Origin of the sequence: Mycobacterium montefiorense (genome assembly GCF_003112775.1) — a bacterium.
Taxonomy (GTDB): Bacteria; Actinomycetota; Actinomycetes; order Mycobacteriales; family Mycobacteriaceae; genus Mycobacterium; species Mycobacterium montefiorense.
In genome coordinates, this window is sequence record NZ_BFCH01000007.1 from 301,944 (window position 1) to 326,429 (window position 24,486).

Annotated in this window: 21 protein-coding genes and 1 pseudogene; 12 read left to right on the forward strand and 10 right to left on the reverse strand. The window is 65.7% G+C overall.

Annotation, left to right across the window (positions count from 1 at the left end; genetic code table 11):
- The first annotated feature begins 4 nt into the window (after window positions 1–4).
- From DB708_RS05110 to nuoN, 8 genes are read left to right on the forward strand one after another with little or no spacing between them, the layout of a single operon-like run.
- Window positions 5–2,422: an NADH-quinone oxidoreductase subunit G gene (locus DB708_RS05110; protein WP_108920852.1), complete on the forward strand. Its 2,418-nt coding sequence runs from the start codon at window positions 5–7 to the stop codon at window positions 2,420–2,422.
- Window positions 2,419–3,681, forward strand: coding sequence for an NADH-quinone oxidoreductase subunit NuoH (gene nuoH, locus DB708_RS05115; RefSeq protein WP_108920853.1), 1,263 nt, complete (start codon window positions 2,419–2,421; stop codon window positions 3,679–3,681). The genes DB708_RS05110 and nuoH overlap by 4 nt, the downstream gene beginning before the upstream one ends.
- Window positions 3,674–4,231, forward strand: coding sequence for an NADH-quinone oxidoreductase subunit NuoI (gene nuoI / locus DB708_RS05120; RefSeq protein WP_108920854.1), 558 nt, complete (start codon window positions 3,674–3,676; stop codon window positions 4,229–4,231). The genes nuoH and nuoI overlap by 8 nt, the downstream gene beginning before the upstream one ends.
- Complete coding sequence (locus DB708_RS05125) at window positions 4,228–5,016, forward strand: NADH-quinone oxidoreductase subunit J (RefSeq protein ID WP_108920855.1); 789 nt, start codon at window positions 4,228–4,230, stop codon at window positions 5,014–5,016. Before nuoI ends, DB708_RS05125 begins: the two co-directional genes overlap by 4 nt.
- Window positions 5,013–5,312: an NADH-quinone oxidoreductase subunit NuoK gene (gene nuoK, locus DB708_RS05130; RefSeq protein WP_108920856.1), complete on the forward strand. Its 300-nt coding sequence runs from the start codon at window positions 5,013–5,015 to the stop codon at window positions 5,310–5,312. Before DB708_RS05125 ends, nuoK begins: the two co-directional genes overlap by 4 nt.
- Window positions 5,313–5,333: 21 nt before the next feature.
- Entirely contained in the window at window positions 5,334–7,220 is a 1,887-nt protein-coding gene (nuoL, locus tag DB708_RS05135; protein WP_108921000.1) for an NADH-quinone oxidoreductase subunit L, read from the forward strand.
- The gene (locus DB708_RS05140; protein WP_108921001.1) at window positions 7,217–8,791 is read left to right on the forward strand and encodes an NADH-quinone oxidoreductase subunit M; all 1,575 of its coding nucleotides are present in this window, start codon (window positions 7,217–7,219) and stop codon (window positions 8,789–8,791) included. The genes nuoL and DB708_RS05140 overlap by 4 nt, the downstream gene beginning before the upstream one ends.
- Window positions 8,788–10,383, forward strand: a complete 1,596-nt coding sequence (gene nuoN / locus DB708_RS05145; RefSeq protein ID WP_108920857.1) for an NADH-quinone oxidoreductase subunit NuoN — start codon at window positions 8,788–8,790, stop codon at window positions 10,381–10,383. The genes DB708_RS05140 and nuoN overlap by 4 nt, the downstream gene beginning before the upstream one ends.
- Here nuoN and DB708_RS05150 read toward each other — a convergent pair.
- The 8 genes and pseudogenes from DB708_RS05150 to DB708_RS05185 form a co-directional block, all read right to left on the reverse strand.
- Window positions 10,310–11,965: a GMC family oxidoreductase gene (locus tag DB708_RS05150; protein WP_235616634.1), complete on the reverse strand. Its 1,656-nt coding sequence runs from the start codon at window positions 11,963–11,965 to the stop codon at window positions 10,310–10,312. The two genes, nuoN and DB708_RS05150, sit on opposite strands and share 74 nt — an antisense overlap.
- Before the next feature lie 130 nt (window positions 11,966–12,095).
- Window positions 12,096–12,545 (reverse strand): hypothetical protein, encoded by a 450-nt coding sequence (locus DB708_RS05155; protein ID WP_108920859.1) that lies wholly within the window; start codon window positions 12,543–12,545, stop codon window positions 12,096–12,098.
- 2 nt (window positions 12,546–12,547) lie between these two features.
- A pseudogene (locus DB708_RS05160) lies at window positions 12,548–13,813 on the reverse strand (DUF58 domain-containing protein).
- 6 nt (window positions 13,814–13,819) lie between these two features.
- Entirely contained in the window at window positions 13,820–14,782 is a 963-nt protein-coding gene (locus DB708_RS05165; RefSeq protein ID WP_108921002.1) for an AAA family ATPase, read from the reverse strand.
- Between the two features lie 14 nt (window positions 14,783–14,796).
- The gene (locus DB708_RS05170) at window positions 14,797–15,279 is read right to left on the reverse strand and encodes a hypothetical protein (protein WP_108920860.1); all 483 of its coding nucleotides are present in this window, start codon (window positions 15,277–15,279) and stop codon (window positions 14,797–14,799) included.
- Window positions 15,276–16,208, reverse strand: coding sequence for a DUF4129 domain-containing protein (locus tag DB708_RS05175; protein ID WP_108920861.1), 933 nt, complete (start codon window positions 16,206–16,208; stop codon window positions 15,276–15,278). The genes DB708_RS05170 and DB708_RS05175 overlap by 4 nt, the downstream gene beginning before the upstream one ends.
- A gap of 109 nt (window positions 16,209–16,317) precedes the next feature.
- Complete coding sequence (locus tag DB708_RS05180) at window positions 16,318–17,187, reverse strand: SDR family NAD(P)-dependent oxidoreductase (protein ID WP_108920862.1); 870 nt, start codon at window positions 17,185–17,187, stop codon at window positions 16,318–16,320.
- Complete coding sequence (locus DB708_RS05185) at window positions 17,184–17,786, reverse strand: TetR/AcrR family transcriptional regulator (protein WP_108920863.1); 603 nt, start codon at window positions 17,784–17,786, stop codon at window positions 17,184–17,186. The genes DB708_RS05180 and DB708_RS05185 overlap by 4 nt, the downstream gene beginning before the upstream one ends.
- Before the next feature lie 57 nt (window positions 17,787–17,843).
- Between DB708_RS05185 and DB708_RS05190 the strand changes: the two genes are divergently transcribed.
- The 3 genes from DB708_RS05190 to DB708_RS05200 all read left to right on the forward strand — a co-directional run bounded on the left by DB708_RS05190 (window position 17,844) and on the right by DB708_RS05200 (window position 21,561).
- A complete protein-coding gene (locus DB708_RS05190) occupies window positions 17,844–18,980 on the forward strand; it encodes a phosphotransferase family protein (protein ID WP_108920864.1) in 1,137 nt (378 codons plus the stop codon).
- Window positions 18,980–20,095, forward strand: coding sequence for a hypothetical protein (locus DB708_RS05195; protein ID WP_108920865.1), 1,116 nt, complete (start codon window positions 18,980–18,982; stop codon window positions 20,093–20,095). The genes DB708_RS05190 and DB708_RS05195 overlap by 1 nt, the downstream gene beginning before the upstream one ends.
- A gap of 119 nt (window positions 20,096–20,214) precedes the next feature.
- Window positions 20,215–21,561 carry a flavin monoamine oxidase family protein gene (locus tag DB708_RS05200; RefSeq protein WP_108920866.1) on the forward strand — a complete coding sequence of 449 codons (1,347 nt, stop codon included), beginning with the start codon at window positions 20,215–20,217 and terminating at the stop codon, window positions 21,559–21,561.
- On the opposite strand, the gene DB708_RS05205 is transcribed toward DB708_RS05200, so the two are convergent.
- Complete coding sequence (locus tag DB708_RS05205; protein WP_201263420.1) at window positions 21,556–22,515, reverse strand: alpha/beta fold hydrolase; 960 nt, start codon at window positions 22,513–22,515, stop codon at window positions 21,556–21,558. The genes DB708_RS05200 and DB708_RS05205 overlap by 6 nt on opposite strands.
- A 220-nt stretch (window positions 22,516–22,735) precedes the next feature.
- Between DB708_RS05205 and DB708_RS05210 the strand changes: the two genes are divergently transcribed.
- Window positions 22,736–24,082, forward strand: a complete 1,347-nt coding sequence (locus DB708_RS05210) for a flavin monoamine oxidase family protein (RefSeq protein ID WP_338103952.1) — start codon at window positions 22,736–22,738, stop codon at window positions 24,080–24,082.
- Between the two features lie 69 nt (window positions 24,083–24,151).
- Here the strand turns inward: DB708_RS05210 and DB708_RS05215 are convergent, their stop codons facing one another.
- On the reverse strand, window positions 24,152–24,478 hold the full coding sequence (locus DB708_RS05215; RefSeq protein WP_108920868.1) for a nuclear transport factor 2 family protein: 327 nt from the start codon (window positions 24,476–24,478) through the stop codon (window positions 24,152–24,154).
- Between the last annotated feature and the right edge of the window lie 8 nt (window positions 24,479–24,486).

Genomic DNA, 24,486 nt, shown 5'->3' on the forward strand with positions numbered 1-24,486 from the left:
CCCCATGACTAGTGCGGCCAAGACCCAGACAGGCGACGAGGTGACGCCGCCGGACATGGTGACGCTGACCATCGACGGCAATCAAATCTCGGTTCCCAAGGGAACGCTGGTGATTCGTGCGGCCGAGTTGATGGGCATCCAGATTCCGCGGTTCTGCGATCACCCGCTGCTCGACCCGGTCGGTGCGTGCCGGCAGTGCATGGTCGAGGTGGAGGGCCAGCGCAAGCCGATGGCGTCGTGCACGATCGTGTGCACCGGCGACATGGCGGTACGTACCCAACTCACCTCCGAGGCCGCGGACAAGGCCCAGCACGGCGTGATGGAGCTGCTGCTGATCAATCACCCGCTGGACTGCCCGATGTGCGACAAGGGCGGCGAGTGCCCGCTGCAGAACCAGGCAATGTCGAACGGCCGCGCCGATTCTCGCTTCGAGGATGTCAAGCGCACCTTCGCCAAGCCGATCAACATCTCCTCGCAGGTGCTGCTGGACCGCGAGCGGTGCATCCTATGCGCTCGCTGCACGCGATTCTCCGAGCAGATCGCCGGCGACCCGTTCATCGACATGCAGGAGCGCGGCGCCCTGCAGCAGGTGGGCATATACGCCAGCGAGCCGTTCGACTCGTACTTCTCCGGCAACACCGTGCAGATCTGCCCGGTGGGCGCCTTGACCGGCACCGCATATCGATTCCGGGCCCGCCCTTTCGATCTGGTCTCCAGCCCCAGCGTGTGCGAGCACTGTGCCGGCGGCTGCGCCGAGCGCACCGATCACCGCCGCGGCAAGGTATTGCGCCGGCTGGCCGGCGACGACCCCGAGGTCAACGAGGAGTGGAACTGCGACAAGGGCCGCTGGGCTTTCCGCTACGACACCCAGCCCGACGTGCTCACCACTCCCCTGGTCCGAGACGCTGACGGCACCCTGCAGCCTGCCTCGTGGGCACACGCGATCGTGGCCGCAACGCAGGGATTCGAAGCCGCCCGCGGGCGCACCGGCGTGCTGGTCGGCGGCCGCGGCACCTGGGAAGACTCTTACGCCTATTCCAAGTTCGCGCGAATTGTGTTGGACACCAACGATATCGACTTCCGGGCTCGCCCCTGCTCGGCCGAAGAGGCAGAGTTCCTGGCGGCCCGCGTCGCGGGTCAGCCGCTGACGGTCAGCTTCGCCGATCTGGAATCGGCGCCGGTGGTCGTGCTGGTCGGGTTCGAGCCCGAGGACGAGGCACCGATCGTGTTCCTACGGCTACGCAAGGCCGCCCGCAAGCGCGGCGTGCCGATCTACGCGGTCGCCCCGTTCACCACTCGGGCGCTGACGAAGATGTCGGGCCGGCTGCTGCAGACCGTGCCGGGCGCCGAACCGTCCACACTGGACGGCCTGGCCACCGGCGAGGTGGGCGACCTGTTGTCGAAGGCCGGAGCGGTCATCATGGTCGGCGAGCGCCTGGCCACGGTGCCCGGCGGATTGTCCGCGGCGGCCCGGCTCGCCGATGCCACCGGGGCCCGGTTGGCCTGGGTGCCGCGGCGCGCCGGAGAACGTGGCGCGCTGGAAGCCGGCGCACTGCCCGGGTTGCTGCCAGGTGGTCGTCTGGTCGCCGACGAGACCGCGCGCGCCGAGGTGGCCGCGGCGTGGAACGTCGACGAATTGCCCGCTGCCGCTGGGCGTGACGTCGACGGCATCCTGGCCGCGGCGACGGATGGGAGCCTGGGCGCGTTGCTGGTGGGCGGTATCGAGCCCGCCGACTTCGCCGACCCGGATGCGGTGCTGGCCGCGCTGGATGCCGCGAATTTCGTGGTCAGCCTCGAACTGCGGCACAGCGAAGTCACCGAGCGCGCCGACGTGGTGTTCCCGGTCGCGCCGACGACGCAGAAGGCGGGCGCATTCGTCAACTGGGAAGGCCGATTCCGGCCCTTCGAGCCGGCCCTGCACGGCAGCACCCAGCGGGCCACCCAGTCCGACCATCAGGTACTCGACACGCTGGCCGACGAAATGGGTGTTTACCTGGGTATGACAGGCGTCCAGGCGGCCCGCGAGCAAGTCTCGGCGCTGGGCAACTGGGAGGGCGAACGCGCAAGCGGGGCAACGGTTCAGGCACCGAAACCGCCGCAGCCCGGCCAGGGCGAGGCCGTGCTCACCGGCTGGCGGATGATGCTCGACAACGGCCGCGGCCAAGACGGCGAACCGCATTTGGCGGGAACGGCACGCAAACCCGTGGCACGCCTGTCGGCCGGCACCGCGACCGAGATCGGCGCGGTGCAGGGCGACACGGTCACGGTCAGCACGTCGCGCGGGTCAATCAGCCTGCCGCTGAACATCACTGACATGCCCGATCGGGTGGTGTGGCTGCCACTGAACTCGCCGGGCTCGGCGGTGCAGCGGGACCTGGGTGTCACAGTCGGCAACATCGTGCGAATCGGAGTGGGCTCATGACCGCCTTCGGGCACGACACCTGGTGGCTGGTGCTCGGTAAAGCGCTGGCCATCTTCGTGTTCCTGATGCTGAACGTGCTGCTGGCGATCCTGCTGGAGCGCAAGATTCTCGGCTGGATGCAGTTGCGGCCCGGCCCGAACCGGGCCGGCCCGTGGGGCGCCCTGCAGAGCCTGGCCGACGGGATCAAGCTCGCGCTCAAGGAGAGCATCACCCCGCGCGGCGTCGACTGGTTTGTCTACATGGCGGCGCCGGTCATCTCGACGATCCCCGCGTTTACCGCGTTCGCGTTCATCCCGTTCGGCCCCGAGGTGTCGGTGTTCGGTCACCGCACCCCGCTGCAGCTGACCGACATGCCGGTGGCGGTGCTGTTCATCCTCGGGCTATCGGCGATCGGCGTCTACGGGATCGTGTTGGGCGGCTGGGCATCCGGCTCGACCTATCCACTGCTGGGCGGGGTGCGATCCACCGCGCAGGTCATCTCCTACGAGGTGTCGATGGGGCTGTCGTTCGCGGCCGTCTTCCTGTTCGCCGGGACGATGTCGACGTCTGGAATCGTCAAGGCGCAGGACGGCGTCTGGTACATCTTCCTGTTGCTGCCGTCGTTCATCATCTATCTGATCTCGATGGTCGGCGAAACCAACCGCGCCCCGTTCGACCTGCCGGAGGCCGAGGGTGAACTCGTCGCCGGCTTCCACACCGAGTACTCGTCGCTGAAGTTCGCGATGTTCATGCTGGCCGAATACGTGAACATGATGACGGTTTCGTCGCTGGCCACGCTGATGTTCTTCGGCGGCTGGCATGCCCCGTGGCCGCTCAATATGTGGGACGGCGCCAACAGCGGCTGGTGGCCGGTGCTCTGGTTCACCGCCAAGATGTGGGTTTTCCTGTTCATCTACATGTGGCTGCGAGCCAGCCTGCCCCGGCTGCGTTACGACCAGTTCATGGCGCTGGGCTGGAAACTACTCATCCCCGCCTCGCTCGTTTGGGTGCTGATCGCGGCGGTCATCCGCACGCTGCGCAACCAGGGCTACGCGCATTGGACTCCCCTGCTGGTGGTCTGCAGCATCGTCTTCGCCGTAGCGCTGGTGCTGTTGCTGCGCAAGCCATTCAGCACGACACCGGCCAATCGCGCACTGGCGCGAGAGCTTCGCAAGCGTGGCGACGCCCTACCGCCACCACCGGCCTTCCCCACACCACCGATGCCGGGCAAAGTTCTGACGTCGTCAGTCGGTGCGACCAAGGAGAAAGCACATGGCTAAATTCCTCGACGCCGTGGCCGGATTCGGCGTGACATTCGCGGCGATGTTCAAAAAGACTGTCACCGAGGAGTATCCGGAGAAGCCAGGCCCGGTCGCCCCGCGCTACCACGGCCGCCATCAACTCAACCGGTACCCCGACGGCCTGGAGAAGTGCATCGGCTGCGAGCTGTGCGCCTGGGCCTGCCCGGCCGACGCGATCTACGTCGAGGGCGCCGACAATACCGACGAGGCAAGGTTTTCGCCGGGCGAGCGCTACGGCCGGGTCTATCAGATCAACTATCTGCGTTGCATCGGCTGCGGCCTGTGCATCGAGGCCTGCCCGACCCGCGCGCTGACGATGACCAACGACTACGAGATGGCCGACGACAACCGCGCCGACCTGATCTACGAAAAGAACCGGCTGCTGGCGCCGCTGCTGCAAGACATGCTCGCGCCGCCGCACCCCAGGGCCGAGGGCGCCACGGACAAGGACTACTACCAGGGCAACGTCACCGCGGATGGCTTAAACGTGGGAAACCACGCGAAAGATACTGCCGGAGAAGCCCGATGACTGGCGCGGTTGCCAGCAACCTGGCGACCGACGTCATCGCTTCCACCTCCACCGGCGAAGCGGTGGCCTTCTGGCTGCTGGGCGCTCTCGCCGTGATCGGCGCGATCGGAGTGGTCACCGCCGTCAACGCCGTGTACTCGGCGATGTTCCTGGCGATGACGATGATCATCCTGGCGATCTTCTACATGATCCAGGACGCACTGTTCCTGGGGGTAGTTCAGGTCGTGGTCTACACCGGCGCGGTGATGATGCTGTTCTTGTTCGTGCTGATGCTGATCGGCGTGGACTCCGCGGAATCGCTGAAGGAAACGCTGCGCGGGCAGCGCGTCGCCGCGGTGATCACCGGAGTCGGGTTCGGCATTCTGCTGGTTGCCGCTATCGGCAAGGTGACGACCGGGGGCTTCGTCGGACTGACCACCGCGAACGCCAACGGCAATGTCGAAGGCCTGGCGGCGCTGATCTTTTCGCGTTACCTGTGGGCGTTCGAGCTGACCAGCGCGCTGCTGATCACCGCCGCGGTCGGAGCGATGGTGCTGGCGCACCGTGAGCGTTTCGAACGCCGCAAGACACAACGTGAACTGTCCGAGGAGCGGTTCCGCTCCGGCGGTCGCCCGACCCCGCTACCCAACCCCGGCGTCTATGCACGTCACAACGCGGTTGACGTGGCCGCGTTGCTGCCCGACGGCTCCTACGCGGACGATTCGGTGTCGAGGATGCTGCGAACCCGGGGCGCGGACGGCAAGGAGACTCCCCGCCGGCAGGCCATCAAAGGCGGTGCATCGTGAATCCGGCTAACTACCTTTACCTTTCGGCACTGCTGTTCACCATCGGGGCCTCAGGTGTGCTGTTGCGCCGCAACGCCATCGTGATGTTCATGTGCGTCGAGCTGATGCTCAACGCCGTCAACCTGGCGTTCGTCACGTTCACGCGCATGCACGGCCACCTGGACGGGCAGATGATCGCGTTCTTCACGATGGTGGTTGCCGCGTGCGAGGTCGTCATCGGCCTGGCCATCATCATGACGATTTTCCGTGCCCGCAAATCGGCGTCGGTCGACGACGCGAACCTACTCAAAGGCTAAAAGAGCGCCGCTGTGACAGACATCGCACACTTGACCTGGCTGCTCGTAGCACTACCGCTGGCGGGCGCCGCAATCTTGCTGTTCGGCGGCAGACGCACCGACGGCTGGGGACATTGGCTGGGTGTGTTCGCCGCACTGGGGGCATTCGGAGTGGGCGCCGGTCTGCTGTCGGAATTACTGAGCCGCGACAGTGAGCACCGCGCTATCCATCAGACGGTGTTCACCTGGATCCCCGTCGAACAATTCCAAGTCGACTTCGGGCTGCAGATCGATCAGTTGTCAATCTGCTTCGTGCTGCTGATCTCCGGCGTGGGTTCGTTGATCCACATCTACTCGGTCGCCTACATGGCCGAAGATCCGGACCGCCGAAGGTTTTTCGGATACCTCAACCTGTTTTTGGCCTCGATGCTGCTGTTAGTCGTCGCCGACAACTACCTGGTGCTCTACGTCGGCTGGGAAGGCGTCGGCCTGGCGTCCTATCTGCTGATCGGCTTCTGGTATCACAAGCCGTCGGCGGCCACGGCGGCCAAAAAGGCGTTCGTGATGAACCGGGTCGGCGACGCCGGCCTGGCGCTGGGCATGTTCTTGATGTTCAGCACGTTCGGAACCCTCTCGTATGCCGGTGTTTTCGCCGGCGCGCCGGCCGCCAGTCGCGGCGTGCTGACGGCGATGGGGTTGCTGCTGCTACTGGGTGCCTGCGCCAAGTCCGCGCAGGTTCCGCTACAGGCCTGGCTGGGTGACGCGATGGAGGGCCCGACTCCGGTGTCCGCGCTGATCCACGCCGCCACGATGGTGACCGCCGGTGTGTATCTGATCGTGCGGTCCAACCCGCTGTACAACCTCGCTCCCGGCGCCCAACTCGGCGTGGTCCTCGTCGGCGCCGTGACCCTGCTGTTCGGGGCGTTCATCGGCTGCGCGAAGGACGACATCAAGCGCGCGCTGGCGGCATCGACGATGAGCCAGATCGGCTACATGGTGCTGGCCGCGGGACTCGGTCCCGCCGGTTACGCGTTCGCGATCATGCATCTGCTCACCCACGGTTTCTTCAAGGCCGGGTTGTTCCTCGGGTCGGGCTCGATCATTCACGCGATGCACGAGGAGCAAGACATGCGCCGCTACGGCGGCCTGCGCGCCGCCTTGCCCGTCACGTTCGTCACGTTCGGGTTGGGCTACCTGGCGATCATCGGCGTGCCTCCGTTCGCGGGCTTCTACTCCAAGGACGCCATCATTGAAGCGGCACTGGGCGCCGGCGGTATCCGCGGCTACACGCTGGGCGGAGCCGCGCTGCTGGGTGCGGGCATCACCGCGTTCTACATGACACGGGTGATGCTGATGACCTTCTTCGGCGAAAAGCGTTGGGCCCCTGGCAGCCACCCGCACGAGGCGCCGGCCCTGATGTCCGGGCCGATGATCCTGCTCGCCTTCGGGTCGGTGTTGTCCGGCGGCCTGTTCGCCATCGGCGGCACCCTGCCGCACTGGCTGGAACCGGTCGTGGGTGCCCATGAAGAAAGCACGCACGCCCTACCGGCTTGGATCAGCACAACGCTGGCGCTGGCGGTGGTCGCGGTGGGAATCCTGGTGGCTTATCAGAAGTACGGCAGGTCTGAGATCCCCAGAGTCGCTCCCGTTCAGGTATCGGTGCTCACCACGGCCGCACGTAGAGACCTGTACGGCGATGCCTTCAACGAGGAGGTATTCATGCGCCCTGGCGCGCAGTTGACCGACGCGCTGGTCGAATTCGACGACGCGGGCGTGGACGGGTCGGTCAACGCCCTGGCTGCACTGGTCGGCCGGACCTCGAATCGCTTGCGGGGGATGCAGACCGGCTTCGCCCGCTCCTACGCGCTGTCGATGTTGGCTGGCGCCACCCTGCTGGTCGCGGCGATCCTGGCGGTGCAACTGTGGTGAGCTCGAACATTCCATGGCTGTCGGTGCTGTGGCTGGTGCCGCTGGCGGGTTCCATCATCATCATCCTGATGCCGCCCGGGCTGCGGCAGCTGGCCAAGTGGACCGGCGTGGTCGTCAGCATCCTGACGCTGGCAGTCGCGCTCGTCGTCGCGCTCGGCTTCAAGACCGGTGGCGCCCCTTACCAATTCCTGGAAAAGCATTCCTGGATTCCCACCTTCGGCGCCGGCTACAACCTCGGCGTGGACGGCATCGCGGTGGTGCTGGTGCTGCTGACCGCCATCCTGATTCCGCTGCTGCTGGTGGCGGGCTGGAACGACGGCGGCGAGGGCACCCGAGGCGTGCACGCCTACGTCGCCTTGACGCTAGCCATCGAGTCGATGGTGCTGATCTCGGTGACCGCACTGGATGTGCTGCTGTTCTACGTGTTCTTCGAAGCGATGCTGATCCCGATGTACTTCCTGATCGGCGGCTTCGGTAAGGGCGCCGGACGTTCACGCGCCGCGGTGAAGTTCTTGCTGTACAACCTGTTCGGCGGCCTGATCATGCTGGCGGCGGTGATCGGGCTGTATGTGGTGACCGCGCAACATGGTTCGGGCACCTTCGACTTCCGGGAGATCGTGACCGGTGTCTCCTCGGGCCGCTTCGCGGGCGTGGACCCCGCGGTGTTCAAGGCGTTGTTCCTGGGCTTCATGTTCGCATTCGCCGTTAAGGCTCCGCTGTGGCCGTTCCACCGTTGGCTGCCCGACGCCGCGGTCGAGGCCACGCCAGCGACGGCTGTGTTGATCACAGCGGTGATGGACAAGGTCGGCACCTTCGGGATGTTGCGCTACTGCCTGCAGCTGTTCCCCGATGCGTCAACGTATTTCCGCCCGCTGATCGTGACGCTGGCCATCATTGGGGTGATCTACGGCGCGGTCGTCGCGATCGGGCAAAAAGACATGATGCGCCTGATCGCCTACACCTCGATCTCGCACTTCGGGTTCATCATCGCCGGTATTTTCGTGATGACGAGCCAGGGGCAGAGCGGTTCGACGCTGTACATGCTCAACCACGGCCTGTCCACGGCGGCAGTGTTCCTGATCGCGGGATTCCTGGTCACCCGACGGGGCAGCCGGCTGATCGCGGACTACGGCGGAGTACAGAAGGTGGCGCCGATCCTGGCCGGCACCTTCCTGGTCTCCGCCATGGCCACCCTGTCGCTACCCGGCCTGGCCCCGTTCATCAGCGAATTCCTGGTTCTACTGGGCACTTTCAACCGGTACTGGCTGGCCGGCGCATTCGGGGTGACCGCGCTGGTCCTGGCGGCGATCTACATGCTGTGGCTCTACCAGCGCGTCATGACCGGACCGGTGGCCGAAGGCAACGAGAAAATCAGTGATTTACGGCTGCGCGAGCTGATCGTCGTCGCACCGTTGCTGGCTCTGCTATTTGTGCTGGGCGTCTATCCCAAGCCGGTGCTCGACATCATCAACCCCGCGGTGGACCACACAATGATCACCATCGGCCAGCATGATCCCCCGCCGACCGTCCAAGTGGGCGTACCCAGGACAGCCGAAGGACCGCACCAATGACCCTTCCCACCCCCAGCATCGAGTACTTCTTGCTAAGCCCGATGTTCATCGTCTTCGGCATCGCGGTGCTCGGCGTACTGGCTGAAGCGTTCCTGCCCAGAAACTTTCGCTACATCTCCCAGGTAACGCTGGCTCTCGGTGGTTTGGTCGCGGCGTTCGTCGCCGACATCGCGGTCAGCCGCTCGCTTCCCGCGTCCGGTCGCAGCGCGGTCCTGGGCGCGGTGGCCATCGATCGGCCCACGCTGTACCTGCAGGGCACCGTGGTGCTGGTGGCCGTGATGGCCGTCATCTTCATCGCCGAACGCAGCAACATGGCCCAGACCGCCAGCAGGGTGGCAGTCGCTGCGGGGGTGTCTGCGCGTGCTTGGGGGCTGGATGCCTTTACCCCGCAGGCTTCCGCGGTCCCCGGCAGTGACGCCGAACGTGAGGCCGAACGTGCCGGAGCCGCCCAGACCGAGCTCTTCCCGCTGCTGATGCTGTCCGTCGGCGGCATGATGGTGTTCCCGGCGGCCAACGACCTGTTGACGATGTTCGTTGCGCTAGAAGTGCTGTCACTGCCGCTGTACCTGATGTGCGGGCTGGCGCGTCACCGGCGGCTGCTGTCGCAGGAAGCGGCAATGAAATACTTCCTGCTGGGCGCCTTCTCGTCGGCGTTCTTTCTCTACGGCGTGGCGTTGGTCTACGGCGCGACTGGCACGCTGCTGCTGACCGGTATCCGGGATTCGCTTGCGGCCCATGGCGATAGCTCGATGGCGTTGGTCGGCGTCGCACTGTTGTCGGTCGGCCTGTTGTTCAAAGTTGGTGCGGTGCCCTTCCACTCGTGGATTCCAGACGTGTACCAGGGTGCGCCGACCCCGATCACCGGGTTCATGGCGGCGGCGACCAAGGTCGCGGCATTCGGCGCGTTGCTACGCGTGGTCTACGTCGCGTTGCCGCCGCTGCACGAGGAGTGGCGCCCGGTGCTGTGGGCGATTTCGATCCTGACCTTGGCCGTCGGCACCGTCACCGCGGTGACCCAGGCCGACGTCAAGCGCATGCTGGCCTATTCGTCGGTCGCCCACGTCGGTTTCATCCTCACCGGTGTGATTGCCGACAACAAGGCCGGCCTTGCGGCGACATTGTTCTACCTGGTCGCGTACAGCTTCAGCACGGTCGGCGCGTTCGCCATCGTCGGTCTGATTCGCAACTCCGACGGTGTCGAGGACGCCAAGCTGTCGCATTGGGCGGGGCTCGGACAGCGCTCTCCCATTGTGGGCGTGATGCTTTCGATGTTTTTGCTGGCCTTCGCCGGTATCCCATTGACTAGTGGATTCATCAGCAAGCTCACCGTGTTCAAGGCCGCCGCGCAAGGCGGCGCCGTGCCGTTGGTCATCATCGGTGTGATCGCCAGCGGCGTCGCCGCCTACTTCTATGTCCGGGTGATCGTGTTGATGTTCTTCACCGAGCCAACCGACGACACCCCACAGGTCGTCGCACCCGGAATCCTCAGCAAGATCGCGATCGCGATCTGCGCCGCGATCACCGTGATTCTGGGAATCTTCCCGCAACCGCTGCTCGATCTCGCCGATCACGCCGCGCGGTTATTGCAGTAATGCGCTGACTCGCGGGCATTCCCGCGATCAGATCGGATGCTTTCTCGCCAATCATGATCGCGGGCGCGTTGGTGTTGCCGGCCGTGACCGACGGCATCACCGACGCATCGACGACTCTCAGTCCCTCGACGCCGCGCACCCTGAGATCTGGTGCCACGACGGCATCATCGTCGACGCCCATTCGGCACGTTCCGACCTGATGGTGGTAAGTGCCGAGCGCCCGTCGCACGTATTCGCGGAGATGGTCACGGGTGCGCACCCGTGGCCCCGGCGCCACCTCGGCATACCGCCAGTCGTCGAAAGCCGAACTGGCACCTATCTCGCGGCAGATCTCCACGGCGTCGACCAGCGCTTCGAGGTCGTAGGGTTCGGCTAGGACATTGGGATCACACCAGGGCGCAGTGGCCGGATCAGATGAAGCCAGCCGAAGTGTGCCCCGCGACCGGGGGCGGATGATGCCGGGAGCAATCGTGTACCCGTTGCGCGGCACCGGGTAACCCTCGGCCGGATACACCACGTGCATGAACACCGGCTGCAGGTCAGGGCCCGGACCCCGCCAATATGCGCTGGAGGTGAATAGTTGGCACTCGAGCAGGTTGTGGTGCGCCGGCTCCATCGGCCGGGATGCTTCGTAGATATTGCTCACCAGGAGATGGTCGTGCAGATTCTCCCCTACCCCGGGCAGATCGACCACGACCTTGACACCCACTTCGGCGAGATGTTCGGCTGGCCCAATACCACTGAGTAGCAGTAGTTTTGGCGACCCTAGGGTGCCCGCGCTGAGTATCACTTCACGCTCGGCGCAGGCTCGACGGATCTGTCCGCCGACGGCGTATTGCACCCCAACGGTGCGCCCGCTACGGATTACGACGTGCTGCACCAGTGCGCCGGTGGTCACCGTCAGCCGCGGATCGCCCAGCACCGGAGCCATGAAGCTCTGCCATGCGCTGGCCCGGCGGCCATTGCGGGTCGTCACCTGGCTGTACCCGACCCCAGCCTGGTGCGGACCGTTGAAATCGTCGATGAACCGGTGGCCAAGGTCGTTCGCGGCTTCGACGAACGCAACCGATGTCGGGTTCGGTCGAGTGATCCGCTCGACCGGCAACGGTCCGCCCGCGCCATGCCACCCGCTCGCGCCGTCGACGTGATCCTCCGAACGCAAGAATAGACCGAAGATACTACCGAAATCCCATCCCGCACAGCCGAGTTGGGCCCAACCATCGTAATCACTGCAATGGCCCCGCATGTAAATCTGTCCGTTGAGCGAGCTGCTTCCACCCAACACTTTTCCCCGCGGCCAGTACAGGCGCCGATTGTTGGCGTGCCGTTGCGGGGCGGTCATGAATACCCAGTCCTGACCGCTGTGCAGTAACGCCGGCCAGCCGGAGCTGGTGTGGATATCGGGATTGGTGTCGGGAGGACCGGCTTCCAGCACATGCACCGAGTAACCGCGGTCCAACAATCGGCGGGCGACAACACTGCCCGATGCACCTGCGCCCACCACGATGAAGTCGGTCGTGTGTGATTCCTGGCTCACTGTGGTTCCCCCCTGTGCCACGGCGTCGTCAACACCGCGTGCCACCACATACTCCTCACACCCGAACCGGGCGGCCAGGACTAAAATCCTTCCAGGTACTTCGACAGACCTACGAAAACAACAAACTGCAGGGAAAACTGAAGATGACTCGCCGCGTTGTCAGGCAACAACGCGGTCAACCCAGGAACGGGCGAGTAGCCAACACGTAGATGGCCAGCACTGCCAGCGGCGCCGCCAACGGCACCCACGGCAGGTGCAGCGGGAACGACATCGCAACCACGCCGACGAATGTAAATCCCACTGCGGCAATAATTGTCGGCCAGCTTGCCATCACGGCCGCGTCCGGCATTCCGGCTGCGTGGCGACAGATTAGGTAGGCGGCCGCGCAAAGCCCCGACAGTCCGATGTAGATATATGGCGGCTCGGACATCACGATCGTGGTCACCGATAGCAGCACGGCAACCGTCGCGGCCGGGCGAAACACCATCCCGGCGCCCACCGTAACCACCGCGGCTATCCCGGCGGCTAATGCCGGCCCATGGGTTCCCGCCGCGGCCAAGCCAACCATCAGAAAGCCGAATGCCGTTGCCAGAGCATGGACCCCGAATCGCGCGACCGATGGCATCGCTACCCCCGAAGCCGTCCGCGCACCCGGTGGCGACGATCCGGCATCACGCCCATCGACTGCTCCAAAGTGTGGCCTGTCTGCCAAGAGACGATGTCGACACCGATGGTTGCCATGTCGCGGTACATGGAGGAGCGTTGCAACGCCCACAGCCGGTCCACCAGCGGATCCTGTTCGTCTTCAAATGGAGAACTGTCGAGCGTGTCGACGGCTATCACGACGTGACCGCGTTTACGCAAATCGATCAGCGCCAGTGCGAATTCCGTGTCCAGCAGTGTGGAGAACGCGATGACGATCGCCCCGGCCGGGACCGCCGCGCGCGGAGCCAGTGTGCCGGTGGTGTTTTCGAATCGTCCGCCCGCGCCGAGCACGGTATCGAGCACGCGATAGAACTGCCGCTGACCGATGTCGGCGCCAAGCCACCGCGGACGATTACCTCCGAGCGCGACGATTCCCGCGCGATCGCTGTAGCGCAACGCGGTCTGCACTACCTGAGCGGCGCCGCGCACAACTCGTTCGGTGGCGTCGGTTGCCGGACCCGCAGGCTGCCGATATCCGTCGATCAGCACCACGACATCAGCGGCGCGATCGGTCAGTCGCTCCGTCACATGCAGCCGACCGCGACGCGCGCTAACCGGCCAATTGACTGCCCGCAGTTGGTCACCCGGAACGTAGGGGCGAATATCGGCATACTCGACACCCGGGCCGATATGGCGAGTCAGGTGGGCGCCGAGGCGGTCGAGCAGCTCGGTTCGCGGGATGGGTGTCGACTGCGGCGGCGTCAACGGAAACACGATGACATCGGCGGCGTCGACGGTGGCCGTGCCCGTCAACAGACCGCCGCGCGCGACCGCGTCCACCCGCGCTCCGACCGCGTACCGTCCCCAGCGCTGCGCCACTGCCGCAACCGTTTTCGCGTACGGGGGCTCCGAAGCGACGACTTCGAGTTCCATGCCGTCGACGGCGGGAACTGTGAGCTCGACAGCCCACGGGACCGGCGCCCCGGATTCCTGGGCCGCCAATAACGTCACCCTTGCTCACTCGCCCTCGAAGCATCGCTGCGACTCCGGCTCCCCATGCACGTGGATCTTCGGCACCGGGTGCTGCCAGCTGATCGAGCACAGCACACCGAGCAGGGGCGCCGCGAACGCGATGAGCTGCCAATGCGCGCCGATCACGGCGGCGGCGAGCGCAGCGCCCGCACAGGTCGCGATCGCCCGTGTCAATGGCGATGCACGCCAGCGGAACTCGACCTCGCTACCGTTCACCGCGAGCTACCCGGGCTCCGCGCTGGTGCGAGGTACCGGCAAGCGCCGCAACAGTTCTCCGACGACGTCGGCGCCCTGGATCTTGCGCACCCACATCTCCGGGCGCAGGGTGATCCGGTGCGCGACCGTCGGGACGGCGAGCGCCTTGACGTCTTCGGGGATCACATAGTCGCGACCAAGCAAAAGCGCGCGCGCACGGGCGAGCTGAACCAGGTCGAGTTCGGCACGCGGGCTGGCACCGACCGCGACCTGCGGATGGCGCCGGCTAGCGGTGGCCAGTGACACCACGTAATTCAAGACGTCCTCATGCACCGTCACCTGCTCGACCGATTCGCGCATCGCCAGCAGATCGTGGATATCCACCACCTGATTGACCGTCGGCTCGGCCGAGCCGCGGTCGAGACGCCTGCGCAGCATCGAGGTTTCGTCTCGCTCGGAGAGGTATCGCAGTTCTAGCCGCATCGCGAATCGATCCAGCTGCGCCTCAGGTAACGGGTAGGTGCCCTCGTACTCGATCGGGTTGTCAGTGGCCAAGACGATGAATGGGGTGGGCAGCTTGTGGGTTTCGCCGTCGATGCTGACCTGTCCTTCGGCCATCGCCTCGAGCAGCGCCGCCTGGGTCTTGGGCGGGGTGCGGTTGATCTCGTCGGCGAGCAGCAGGTTGGTGAAGATGGGTCCGGCGCGAAACTCGAAGCGGCCCGACTGCATGTCGTAGATCGTCGAGCCGAGCAGGTCGGCCGGCAGTAGGTCCGGGGTGAACTGCACTCGGGTGAATCGCAGACCTAGCGCGGCGGCGAAGGATCGCGCGATCAGTGTCTTGCCCAGTCCGGGGAGATCTTCGATGAGTACATGGCCGCGCGCAAGCACCGCGGTGAGGATCAGCGTCAACGCGGAGCGCTTCCCCACCACCACACGTTCTATTTCGTCGAGCACCGCCTCGCAGTGCGCGGTGGTGGTCGCGGCCGGCATCGTGGCACCTTCTGTCATACCTGCTCCAGCCTCCTCAGGATCTCTTCGAACGCGGCCCGGCCGGGACCGGGCTGACGGTCGCCGGTGCGGCTGATGTCGTTGGGATTGACCCACTCCCACAGTTCGGTGCCGAACAGCATGCGGCCGGTCGACTGAAAGGCCTTCGGATCCTTGGCAAGGCGTTGACCGGTAGCGATTTCGTACCGGCGGGCCAGCATCGGACGCAGATGCCGGTCCCAGTCCGCACGGGTGGACTCAGCCCAGCGAATCGTCGTTTCGGTGGTGGCCAGCCAGCGACGCAGCGAATCCCCAATTTCGTCGGCGTTCAGATCGCGCCCGGGTTCGGTCCCGTGCCCCAGCAGCCGGCGAACGTCGAGCAATACCAGGGCCAGCGCGACACCGGAGGCCACCAATACGAATGGGCGATCGTGCACGATCAGCACCAAGAGTTCCGCTCCGATGATGAAGCAAACACCCAGAGCTATCAGCCTTTTCATACCGGGCTCCGAAGCTCGGCGAGAACCAGCCGCAGTACGTCGACCGCGATGTCCCGGTGCCCCTCATTCATCACGTGCGGACTGAATCGTGCTTCCTCGAACAGGTTCACCAATTGAATGGCGTTATCGATATGCAGCGCATGGCGTTCGACGGCGCGAGCCAGCACCTCGGTCGGTGTATCGAACTCCTGCGGAGCAGCTCCAGGGACATTCGCGAGCTCGCGTTCCATCGCGGCATAGCACGCGATGATGGCCTCTCGCGGTTCACGCGTGCGGTCCGACATCTCGGCCAGCCCGACTTCGGCCGCGCGCACCAGGGATTCCGACTGCCGCACCGGCGGCCGATAGTCGACGTCATCGGTAAGGGTGTGCAGGGTGGTGGCGGCCAATCTGCGCCGGGACATGATCAGCGTCCCGGCGACGAGGATCAGCATCATCGGAACCGTGGTGGCCAACAGAATTCCCAGCATGTTGCCGTTGTCGTCGTGCGGGGGCCGGTGCTGCGGCGAGGGTGCGGCGGTGTGCGGCTGCGTGCCGGCTCCTGGTGCATGGTCGGCGGGAGGAGCACCGTAGTGCAGTGACAATCGGGCCAGCAGCATCGCAATCAACAGCCACGCGACAATCACCGCGAGCCCGATCAACAACACCCGCCAGCTCGGTCGCCCTCCACCGGTGCCGAGCATTTCGGAGAGATCCGCCGTTTTCGGCGCCACCGCACGGGGATCCCGCAATCGCGCGATCACCGCGACTGCCAACATCGCAAGCGACGCACTGAGCAGGACGACGACGAACACCAGCGCCGCCCGGCCACCACCAGATTCGGCACGCGTTGCATGATCGCGAGCCGGAAGATATCCGCGCAGGGCAGCAGCAACGACGATCAACAGCACGATGAGCGCAACGACGCGCCCCGTCGGCTTATCGGGCATTTGGCACCACTCGCCGTTTTTCCTATGCCGTTGCGGCACAGGCTTGATTCATCCTTGCACGTCAGGCGGTCGTGTGGCCAGGGATCGACGGCATCGGGCGGGCCGACCGCTAGCCGACGGCAAAGGGCCGAAAACTGCCGTCGAGAACCTCGTGGTGACCGATGGTGCGCCCGGTGACGGTGGCGGGATCTACCAACGCCAATTGCGCTGCTGCCCGGGCGAATTCATCCTCCGGCGCGGTGTCATTGAACGCCGTTGCGTAGTAAGACAAGCCGGGCGTCATGATCGGCTTCGACGGCGCCAGCGCGTTGACGGCGATGTTGTGATCGGCCAGGTCGAACGCCGCACATTGGGTGAGATGCTCAAGCGCCGCCTTGGATCCGCCGTAGCCAGGCAGCACAGCGCCGTTTCGCTGCGGATACGGTCCGTCGCCGGGCAGCCGCGACGCCACCGAGGTGATGTTGATGATCGAGCCGCCGCCGGCATCGATCATGTCCGGGGACACCATCTGCATCAACTCGTAGGCCGCGAACACCGCGATGTCGAAGTGGCGGCGGAACGCCGACAACGGCGTGCTGACGAACCCCGGCCAGCCGGGTTTGGCGGCACCGGCGGGCTTGGCGAGCTTCGCGCGCGGCTGTCCACCGGGGACCGGCGGACGGCCTGGCGCGGTGAACGCCGCATTATTGATCAGAACGGTGATGGGACCCAACGCATCTCGGGCCTCACCCACCAACCGGGCGACGTCGTCTCGGTCGGTCAGATCGGCGCGCACCGCTACCGCGCGCCCACCCGCCGCCTCGATGGCGCCGACCGTCTCGCCGATGGTTCCCGGCAGCCGGTCATCCCACACCTGCTCGGTGCGTCCGGCCACCGCCACGGCCGCGCCCTCGGCGGCGAACGCCAGCGCGATGGCGCGGCCCAAACCGCGGCTACCGCCGGTGACTATCGCGGCACGCCCGGCAAGTCGCTGGGTCATCGCGTCACCCCGTGTACGACGATGGCGGTGGTCTGCTCCACCCACAGCTCGTCCAGCTTTTCGTCCGGGCGCAGCAGCATCCGAAGCATCGTCGCTCCCCCGATCAGCTCGATCAATCGGTCCGGATCCGCATCGGGATGCGCCTCACCTCGGTCGACGGCCTCACGTAGCCGCACCCGCACCGCGGCGAACAAGTCGTTGAAGCGCGACATCACCCGTGCATTGAGCTCGGAATCGGCCGTCATGTCGGCTACCAGCCCCGGCGCCGCCGCCCGCACCACCGGGGTGGTGAACACATCCCGCGCCGCCTCGATCATCATCCGCAGGTCGGCGGCAAAATCACCGGCCGGCGTCTCCAGCGCGCTGGGCGCCGTTGGAAACGCCGTTTCGTGCACCAGCTCCGCCTTACTCGACCACCGGCGATACAGCGCCGATTTTGTGGTGCCGGCCCGCTCAGCGACGGCGGCCAGGGTGAGGTTCGAATAGCCGATTTCCACGAGCAGTTCCGCGGTCGCCGCCAGGATGGCAGAGTCAATACGCGGATCCCGGGGGCGCCCCGCACCTGGGGCCTTGTCAAGGTCGGACGGGTCTGCTTTCATAACGCTACCTACCGTATCGTAATTGCCGCGAAAGGTCTCAACGAATGGAGGCACCCCGTGGCCAATGAACCTGTGCTCGACAACGTCGACCGGCTTCAGCGCTCCAGCCGAGACGTCACGACGCTGCCGGCGGTGATGTCGAAATGGCTGTCCACCGTCCTACCCGACGGCGCGACACCCGACGTCACCGTCGAAAGCGGCGTCGACTCGACCGGCATGTCGTCGGAAACGATCATCCTGACCGCCCGCTGGACCGACGGTGGGCAGTCGATCGAGCAGAAGCTGGTTACGCGGGTCGCGCCCAGCGCCGAGGACGTGCAGGTCTTCCCCACCTATCGCCTTGACCACCAATTCGAGGTGATCCGCAAGGTCGGCGAAATCACCGAGGTGCCGGTCCCGCCGGTGCGCTGGCTCGAGTCCACCGGCGACGTCCTGGGCACACCCTTCTTCGTGATGGACTACGTCGCCGGCGTGGTACCGCCCGACGTCATGCCCTACACCTTCGGCAACAACTGGTTCGCCGATGCTCCCGTCGAGCAACAGCGCGAACTTCAGGATGCCACAGTTGGGGTCCTGGCGAAGCTGCATTCAATTCCCAACGCCCAGAACACATTCGGATTCCTATCCGAAGGGCAGCAGGGCGATACCGCGTTGCGTCGGCACTACAACTGGGTGCGGGACTGGTACGACTTCGCAGTGCCGGACATCGGCCGATCATCGCTGCTGGAACGCACATTCGCCTGGCTGGACGACAACTGGCCAACGGAAGTGGACGCTCGCGAGCCCGTGTTGTTGTGGGGCGACGCACGAGTGGGCAATGTCTTGTACCGCGACTTCGCGCCGGTGGCCGTGCTGGACTGGGAGATGGTGACGCTGGGTCCGCGCGAGCTCGATGTCGCGTGGATGATCTACGCGCACATGGTGTTCCAGGAGCTCACCGGGCTTGCGGGGCTGCCGGGATTGCCCGATGTGATGCGTGAGGAGGACGTGCGCGCCACCTACCAGCGACTTACCGGCGTCGACGTGGGCGACCTGCGCTGGTTCTACGTGTACTCCGGCGTGATGTGGGCGTGTGTGTTCATGCGCACGGGTGCGCGGCGGGTGCACTTCGGCGAAACCGAAAAGCCCGACGACGTCGAGTCGCTGTTCTATCACGCCGGATTGATGAAACGTCTTATCGGAGAGGACCAGTAATGCTCGGACCGCTCGACGAGTACCCGGTACACCAGATCCCCCAGCCGATCGCGTGGCCCGGCTCCTCGGACCGCAACTTCTATGATCGGTCCTACTACAACGCCCACGACCGCACCGGAAACATCTTCTTGATCAGCGGCATTGGCTACTACCCCAACCTCGGCGTCAAGGATGCGTTCGTGCTCATCAGGCGCGGGGACACGCAAACCGCGGTGCACCTTTCGGACGCCATCGATCAAGACCGGCTCAACCAGCACGTCAACGGTTACCGCGTCGAGGTCATCGATCCGCTACACCAGCTGCGGATTGTCCTCGACGAAACCGAGGGCATTGCAGCCGATCTCACCTGGAAGGGTCTATTCGACGTAGTCCAGGAACAGCCACACGTCCTGCGCTCCGGCAACCGGGTCACGCTGGACGCGCAGCGTTTCGCCCAGCTCGGCAGCTGGAGTGGGCACATCGTTGTCGACGGCGAGGAAATCACAGTCGACCCCAACACCTGGCTGGGCAGCCGCGACCGGTCGTGGGGCATCCGGCCGATCGGTGAGGCGGAGCCCGCGGGCCGGCCAGCCGACCCGCCGTTCGAGGGCATGTGGTGGCTATACGTACCAATGGCTTTCGACGACTTCGCCATCGTGCTGATCATCCAGGAAGAACCCAACGGGTTCCGCTCGCTCAACGACTGTACCCGGATCTGGCGCGACGGCCGTGTCGAGCAGCTGGGCTGGCCCCGGGTCAAGATCCACTACCGCTCCGGCACCCGCATTCCGACCGGCGCCACGATCGACGCAACCACTCCGGACGGCGGCCCCATCCACTTCGACGTCGAGTCCAAATTACCGGTGCCCATTCACGTCGGTGGCGGCTACGGTGGCGATTCGGACTGGATACACGGCATGTGGAAGGGCGAGAAGTTCGCCGAACGCCTGACCTACGACATGACCGACCCGGCGATCATCGGACGCTCCGGCTTCGGGGTGATCGACCATGTCGGTCGCGCGGTCTGCACCGAGGGCGCCAAGGCTCCGGTCGAGGGTTGGGGCCTCTACGAGCATGGCGCGCTGGGCCGCCACGACCCGTCCGGTTTCGCCGACTGGCTAACGGTTGCGCCGTAGCCTTTTCGCGCCGAAAGTCGACCTTGTCGGCACGTTCGGGGGTGAATCCCCGCAGCAAGCCGACGGTAGCCCAGGAGCTGGGTACCGCTGGCACAGCACAATGGGGTTCACTAGAGGATGTGACGATGCCGTCGTGGACTGTCGATGTTGTTGTGATCGGCGCCGGCTTTGCCGGCCTCACGGCGGCGCGAGAGCTGACTCAAGAGGGCCACGACGTGGTGGTCTTCGAAGGCCGCGACCGGGTCGGCGGGCGATCGTTCACCGGTAGCGTCGCAGGATTGCCGGTGGACATGGGCGGCGCGTTTGTCGGTCCGACTCAGGACGCCGTGCTGAAGCTGGCGGCCGAGCTGCAGATCCCGACCATGCCTACGCACCACGACGGCAAGAACGTCATCCACTGGCGTGGCTGGACGCGGTCCTACCGGGGCACCATCCCCAAACTTTCGTTGACCGGGTTGCTCGACATCGGCAGGCTGCGTTGGCAATTCGAAAGAATTGCCCGCGGCATTCCGGTGGACGCGCCGTGGCATGCGCACCGCGCCCGTGAGCTTGACGACGTGTCTTTCGGGCAGTGGTTGCGCTCGGTGCGGGCCACCGCCTCGTCTCGCGACCTGATGGCCATTATGGCCCGGGTGACCTGGGGATGCGAACTCGACGACGTGTCGATGCTGCATGCGGTGCGCTACGTACGCGCCGCGGGTGGCCTGGATCGGCTGCTCGACGTCGAGGACGGTGCCCAGCAGGACCATTTCCAGGGGGGCACGCAGCGGATCGCGCAGGCAGCGGCGGACGAACTGGGCGAGCGTGTCGTGCTGAACGCCCCGGTCCGCCGCATCGAGCGGCACGGTTCGGGCGTCACGGTCACAACCGAGCGCGGCCAGGCCGACGCCGGGTTCGTCATCGTCGCAATCCCGCCGGCTCATCGTGCGTCCATCGAGTTCACTCCCCCGCTGCCCGTCGAGTACCAGCAACTGGCCGGGCAATGGCCGCAGGGCCGGCTCAGCAAGGCCTTCGCCGCGTATTCGACCCCGTTCTGGCGGGCCAACGGATTCTCCGGACAAGCGCTCTCCGACCGGGGGCCGGTGTTCATCACCTTCGATGTCAGTCCGCAGGCCGACGGGCCGGGCATCCTGATGGGATTTGTCGACGCCCGGGCGTTCGACTCGCTGCCCACCGACCAGCGCCGCCGTGACGCGTTGCGTTGCTTTGCGTCGCTGTTCGGCGACGAGGCACTCAAACCTCTCGATTATGTGGACCATCGTTGGGGTACTGAGGATTTCGCTCCGGGCGGTCCGACCGCGGCGGTGCCGCCGGGCTCGTGGACGCGATTCGGGTCGTGGCTGCGGGAACCGGTCGGGCCGATTCACTGGGCGGGCACCGAGACCGCAGACGAGTGGACCGGGTTCTTCGACGGCGCCGTGCGGTCCGGCCGGCGAGCGGCCGCCGCGGTCAGTGCCCTGCTATGAGCTGATCTGCGCGACCGGCAGGGCAACGGACTCAGCGAGCAACCGCAGCTGGCCGGTGACCTCACGGTGGTGTTCCAGCATCGAGCAGTGGCCGCCGGGCAGCTCGACGAGGCCGACGACGTTGGGCGCGGTCCGTGCGATCTCGCGGGAGGCTCCGATCGGCGTCAGCCGGTCCTGTTCGCTGCCGATGACCAGGGTCGGCACCGTCAACCCGGACAGGTCGAGGTACCGCGAGCCCAGCGATTCGACCAGCGTCCTCGCGCAACCACCGCGCCCGGCGGGCGATGTCCGTGCGAACAACTCGTGGATGAGTCGGGCAGCGCTTGGGTCGGCATCCTTGCCGACTGCCAGCATCGCGACAAATGAGCGACTGGCCAGCAGCGCCGCACTGGGGATCGGGAATCCACCGAACACGTTGATCAGGCTGCGCGCGGCCATCACGCGTGCCGGCGACAATTGGCCCGGCACCGAGAAGAGCTTCACCTGGCGCACCAGGTCACCGGTGGTCGTGTTGATCAGCGCAACGGCATCGACGCGCCGATGGACTTTGTGGCGGTAGCGCGCCGACCACGCGGCGATCGTGATGCCGCCCATCGAGTGGCCGGCCAGTACCGCACGCTCGTGCGGTGCCACCGTCGCCTCCAACACGCAATCCAAGTCGGAGGCAAGGTGGTTGAGGCTGTACCCGCAGCGGCGCGGGACACCGCTGCGGCCGTGGCCGCGGTGGTCGAACGCGATCACCCGGTAATCGGCCGACAGGTCGGCGATCTGGTACGCCCACGCTCTGATCGCGCAGGTGATGCCGTGGCTCAACACGATCGGATAGCCGTCGGGCGGCCCGAAAACCTCCGCGTGCAACGGAGTGCCGTCGACCGCGCGGACGGTCAGGGTGCGACTCGGCGGCAGTACGTCGGGAAGCGGGTCGGCCACACGGATTGATCGCCGAGCACTCATCGCCAGCTCCCCCCTCGAACACGGCCCCGTTGCCGCACCCCCGGATTCAACAATCTTATATCGGCACGGGCGTCCAACTATGCAATTTCTTCGAACCCGCGCGCCGAATTACAGCACACAATGTCTCGGCAACGAGCAAACTGCGGTACGGCGCCGTTTTCCATGTGAGAGGCTAACCGTCATGTCCCCGATGCCCCGTCGGGCGGTGCTCACAGCAACGATGAGCACGGTCACTGGTGGGCTGGCGGCCGCCTGCACACCGCGTGAACATTCCGAGTCCTTGCCGCCCCCGCCGCCGGAGATCAAACCGGATACCCAGTCGGTCCTGATCGTCGGCGCGGGCATGGCGGGCTTGGCCGCAGCGCGCAGTCTCGTCGACGCGGGGTGGCCGGTGCGGCTGATCGAAGCCCGCGATCGCGTCGGCGGCCGCGTCTACACCAACCGCGACTGGGGTGTGCCGATCGAGATGGGTGCGTCCTGGATCCACGGCACTGCCGACGGTCCGATGATGAAGCTGGCGCGCAAGGCACAGGTTCAGGTCATCCCGACCGACTATTACGGGTGGGCAAAGCTCGCGGTGGATCGCCGGTTACCACCGGTGGACTACGACCCTGACCCTTGGCGCCGGTTCGTCGAGCAGGCTTGTGACCGTGTCACCGGCGGGAGTCTCGGGGCCGCCGTCGACGCCGCAGCGAAACGCGAAGAGCTTTCCGCCTCGGATCGCGCCCAGCTGGCGTTCTTCGTCGCCACCGAGGTCGAGGACGAATTCGCGGCTGGTGCAGATCAGCTCTCCGCCACAACATTTGACGACGGTGACTACGCCGATGGCGACCAAGCCGTCATCACCAACGGCTACGACGCCCTGCCGAAGCTGCTCGCCGACGGACTTCAGATCGTCCTGAAGACACCGGTCACCGCAGTCACTCGGCGCGACAACTCCGTCATCGTGCACGCCGGGAACCAATCGTTCGAAGGGCCCGCCGCGATCGTCACGGTTCCTCTCGGCGTCCTCAAAGCAGGGTCGATAGCCTTCGACCCGCCGCTTCCCGAGGGATACACCCGCGCGGTGAATGCGCTGGGATTCGGCGCGCTGTCCAAGACCTTTTTCCGCTTCAACCGGCGAACGTGGAAGACCGACAACGCCTTTTATCTCTTCATGGGGACCGACCCGGGCGCATGGGCGCAGTGGTTCGCCTTGTCGGGCGCCGCCGGTCCGATCGTGGTGGCGTTCAACGCCGGCGACCGCGGCCGATTGGTGGAGTCATCTTCTCCGGCTGACGTGACGGCCCGGGCGCTGCCGATCGCTCGTCAGCTTTTTGGCGACGAGATCTCGCCGGTGCAAGTCCTGACCTCGAGCTGGACCACCGACCCATATGCGCGGGGCAGCTATTCATTCCATGCGCCCGGTTCCGGGCCGGACGACCGGCGCCGCCTGCAGGAACCCATTGGCGACAGGCTTTACCTGGCGGGCGAGGCGATCGGTGTCAACAATCCGTCCACCGTCATTGGTGCGGTGCTCAGCGGCCGGTACGCCGCCGAGCAGTTGGCGCAGCGCCTGAAGGATTAGCGCGAAATACCATAGCGTTCAGTACTTTTCGAGTGCGGCCACGTTGCGCCAACTTGGCCACGTTGTCTCTCAGACCCGGTGGATCCGCCCGTCGCGGAACGCGGCGATGAGCACGACCTCGATGCGGGTCGGCGTCTCACCCGGACGTGACGTGGTGATCCACACCCGGCCGGCGACTTTGTCCGCGGCTTCCACCCACGCCTGCTCGTCGTACTCGATCGCGTAGCTGATTGGCGTGGTGTAGATCTCGCGGTGACTGTCGCGGAATTCGCCGAAGTTCTGCGTCAATCCGTCGGACGACATGACGAAGTCGGGATGGTAGTAGTGCTCGATGAGCCCGGCATTTTTCGCGACGACCATCCGGTCGAACATCTCACGAAGCAGCGCAACCGACATCCGGCGAT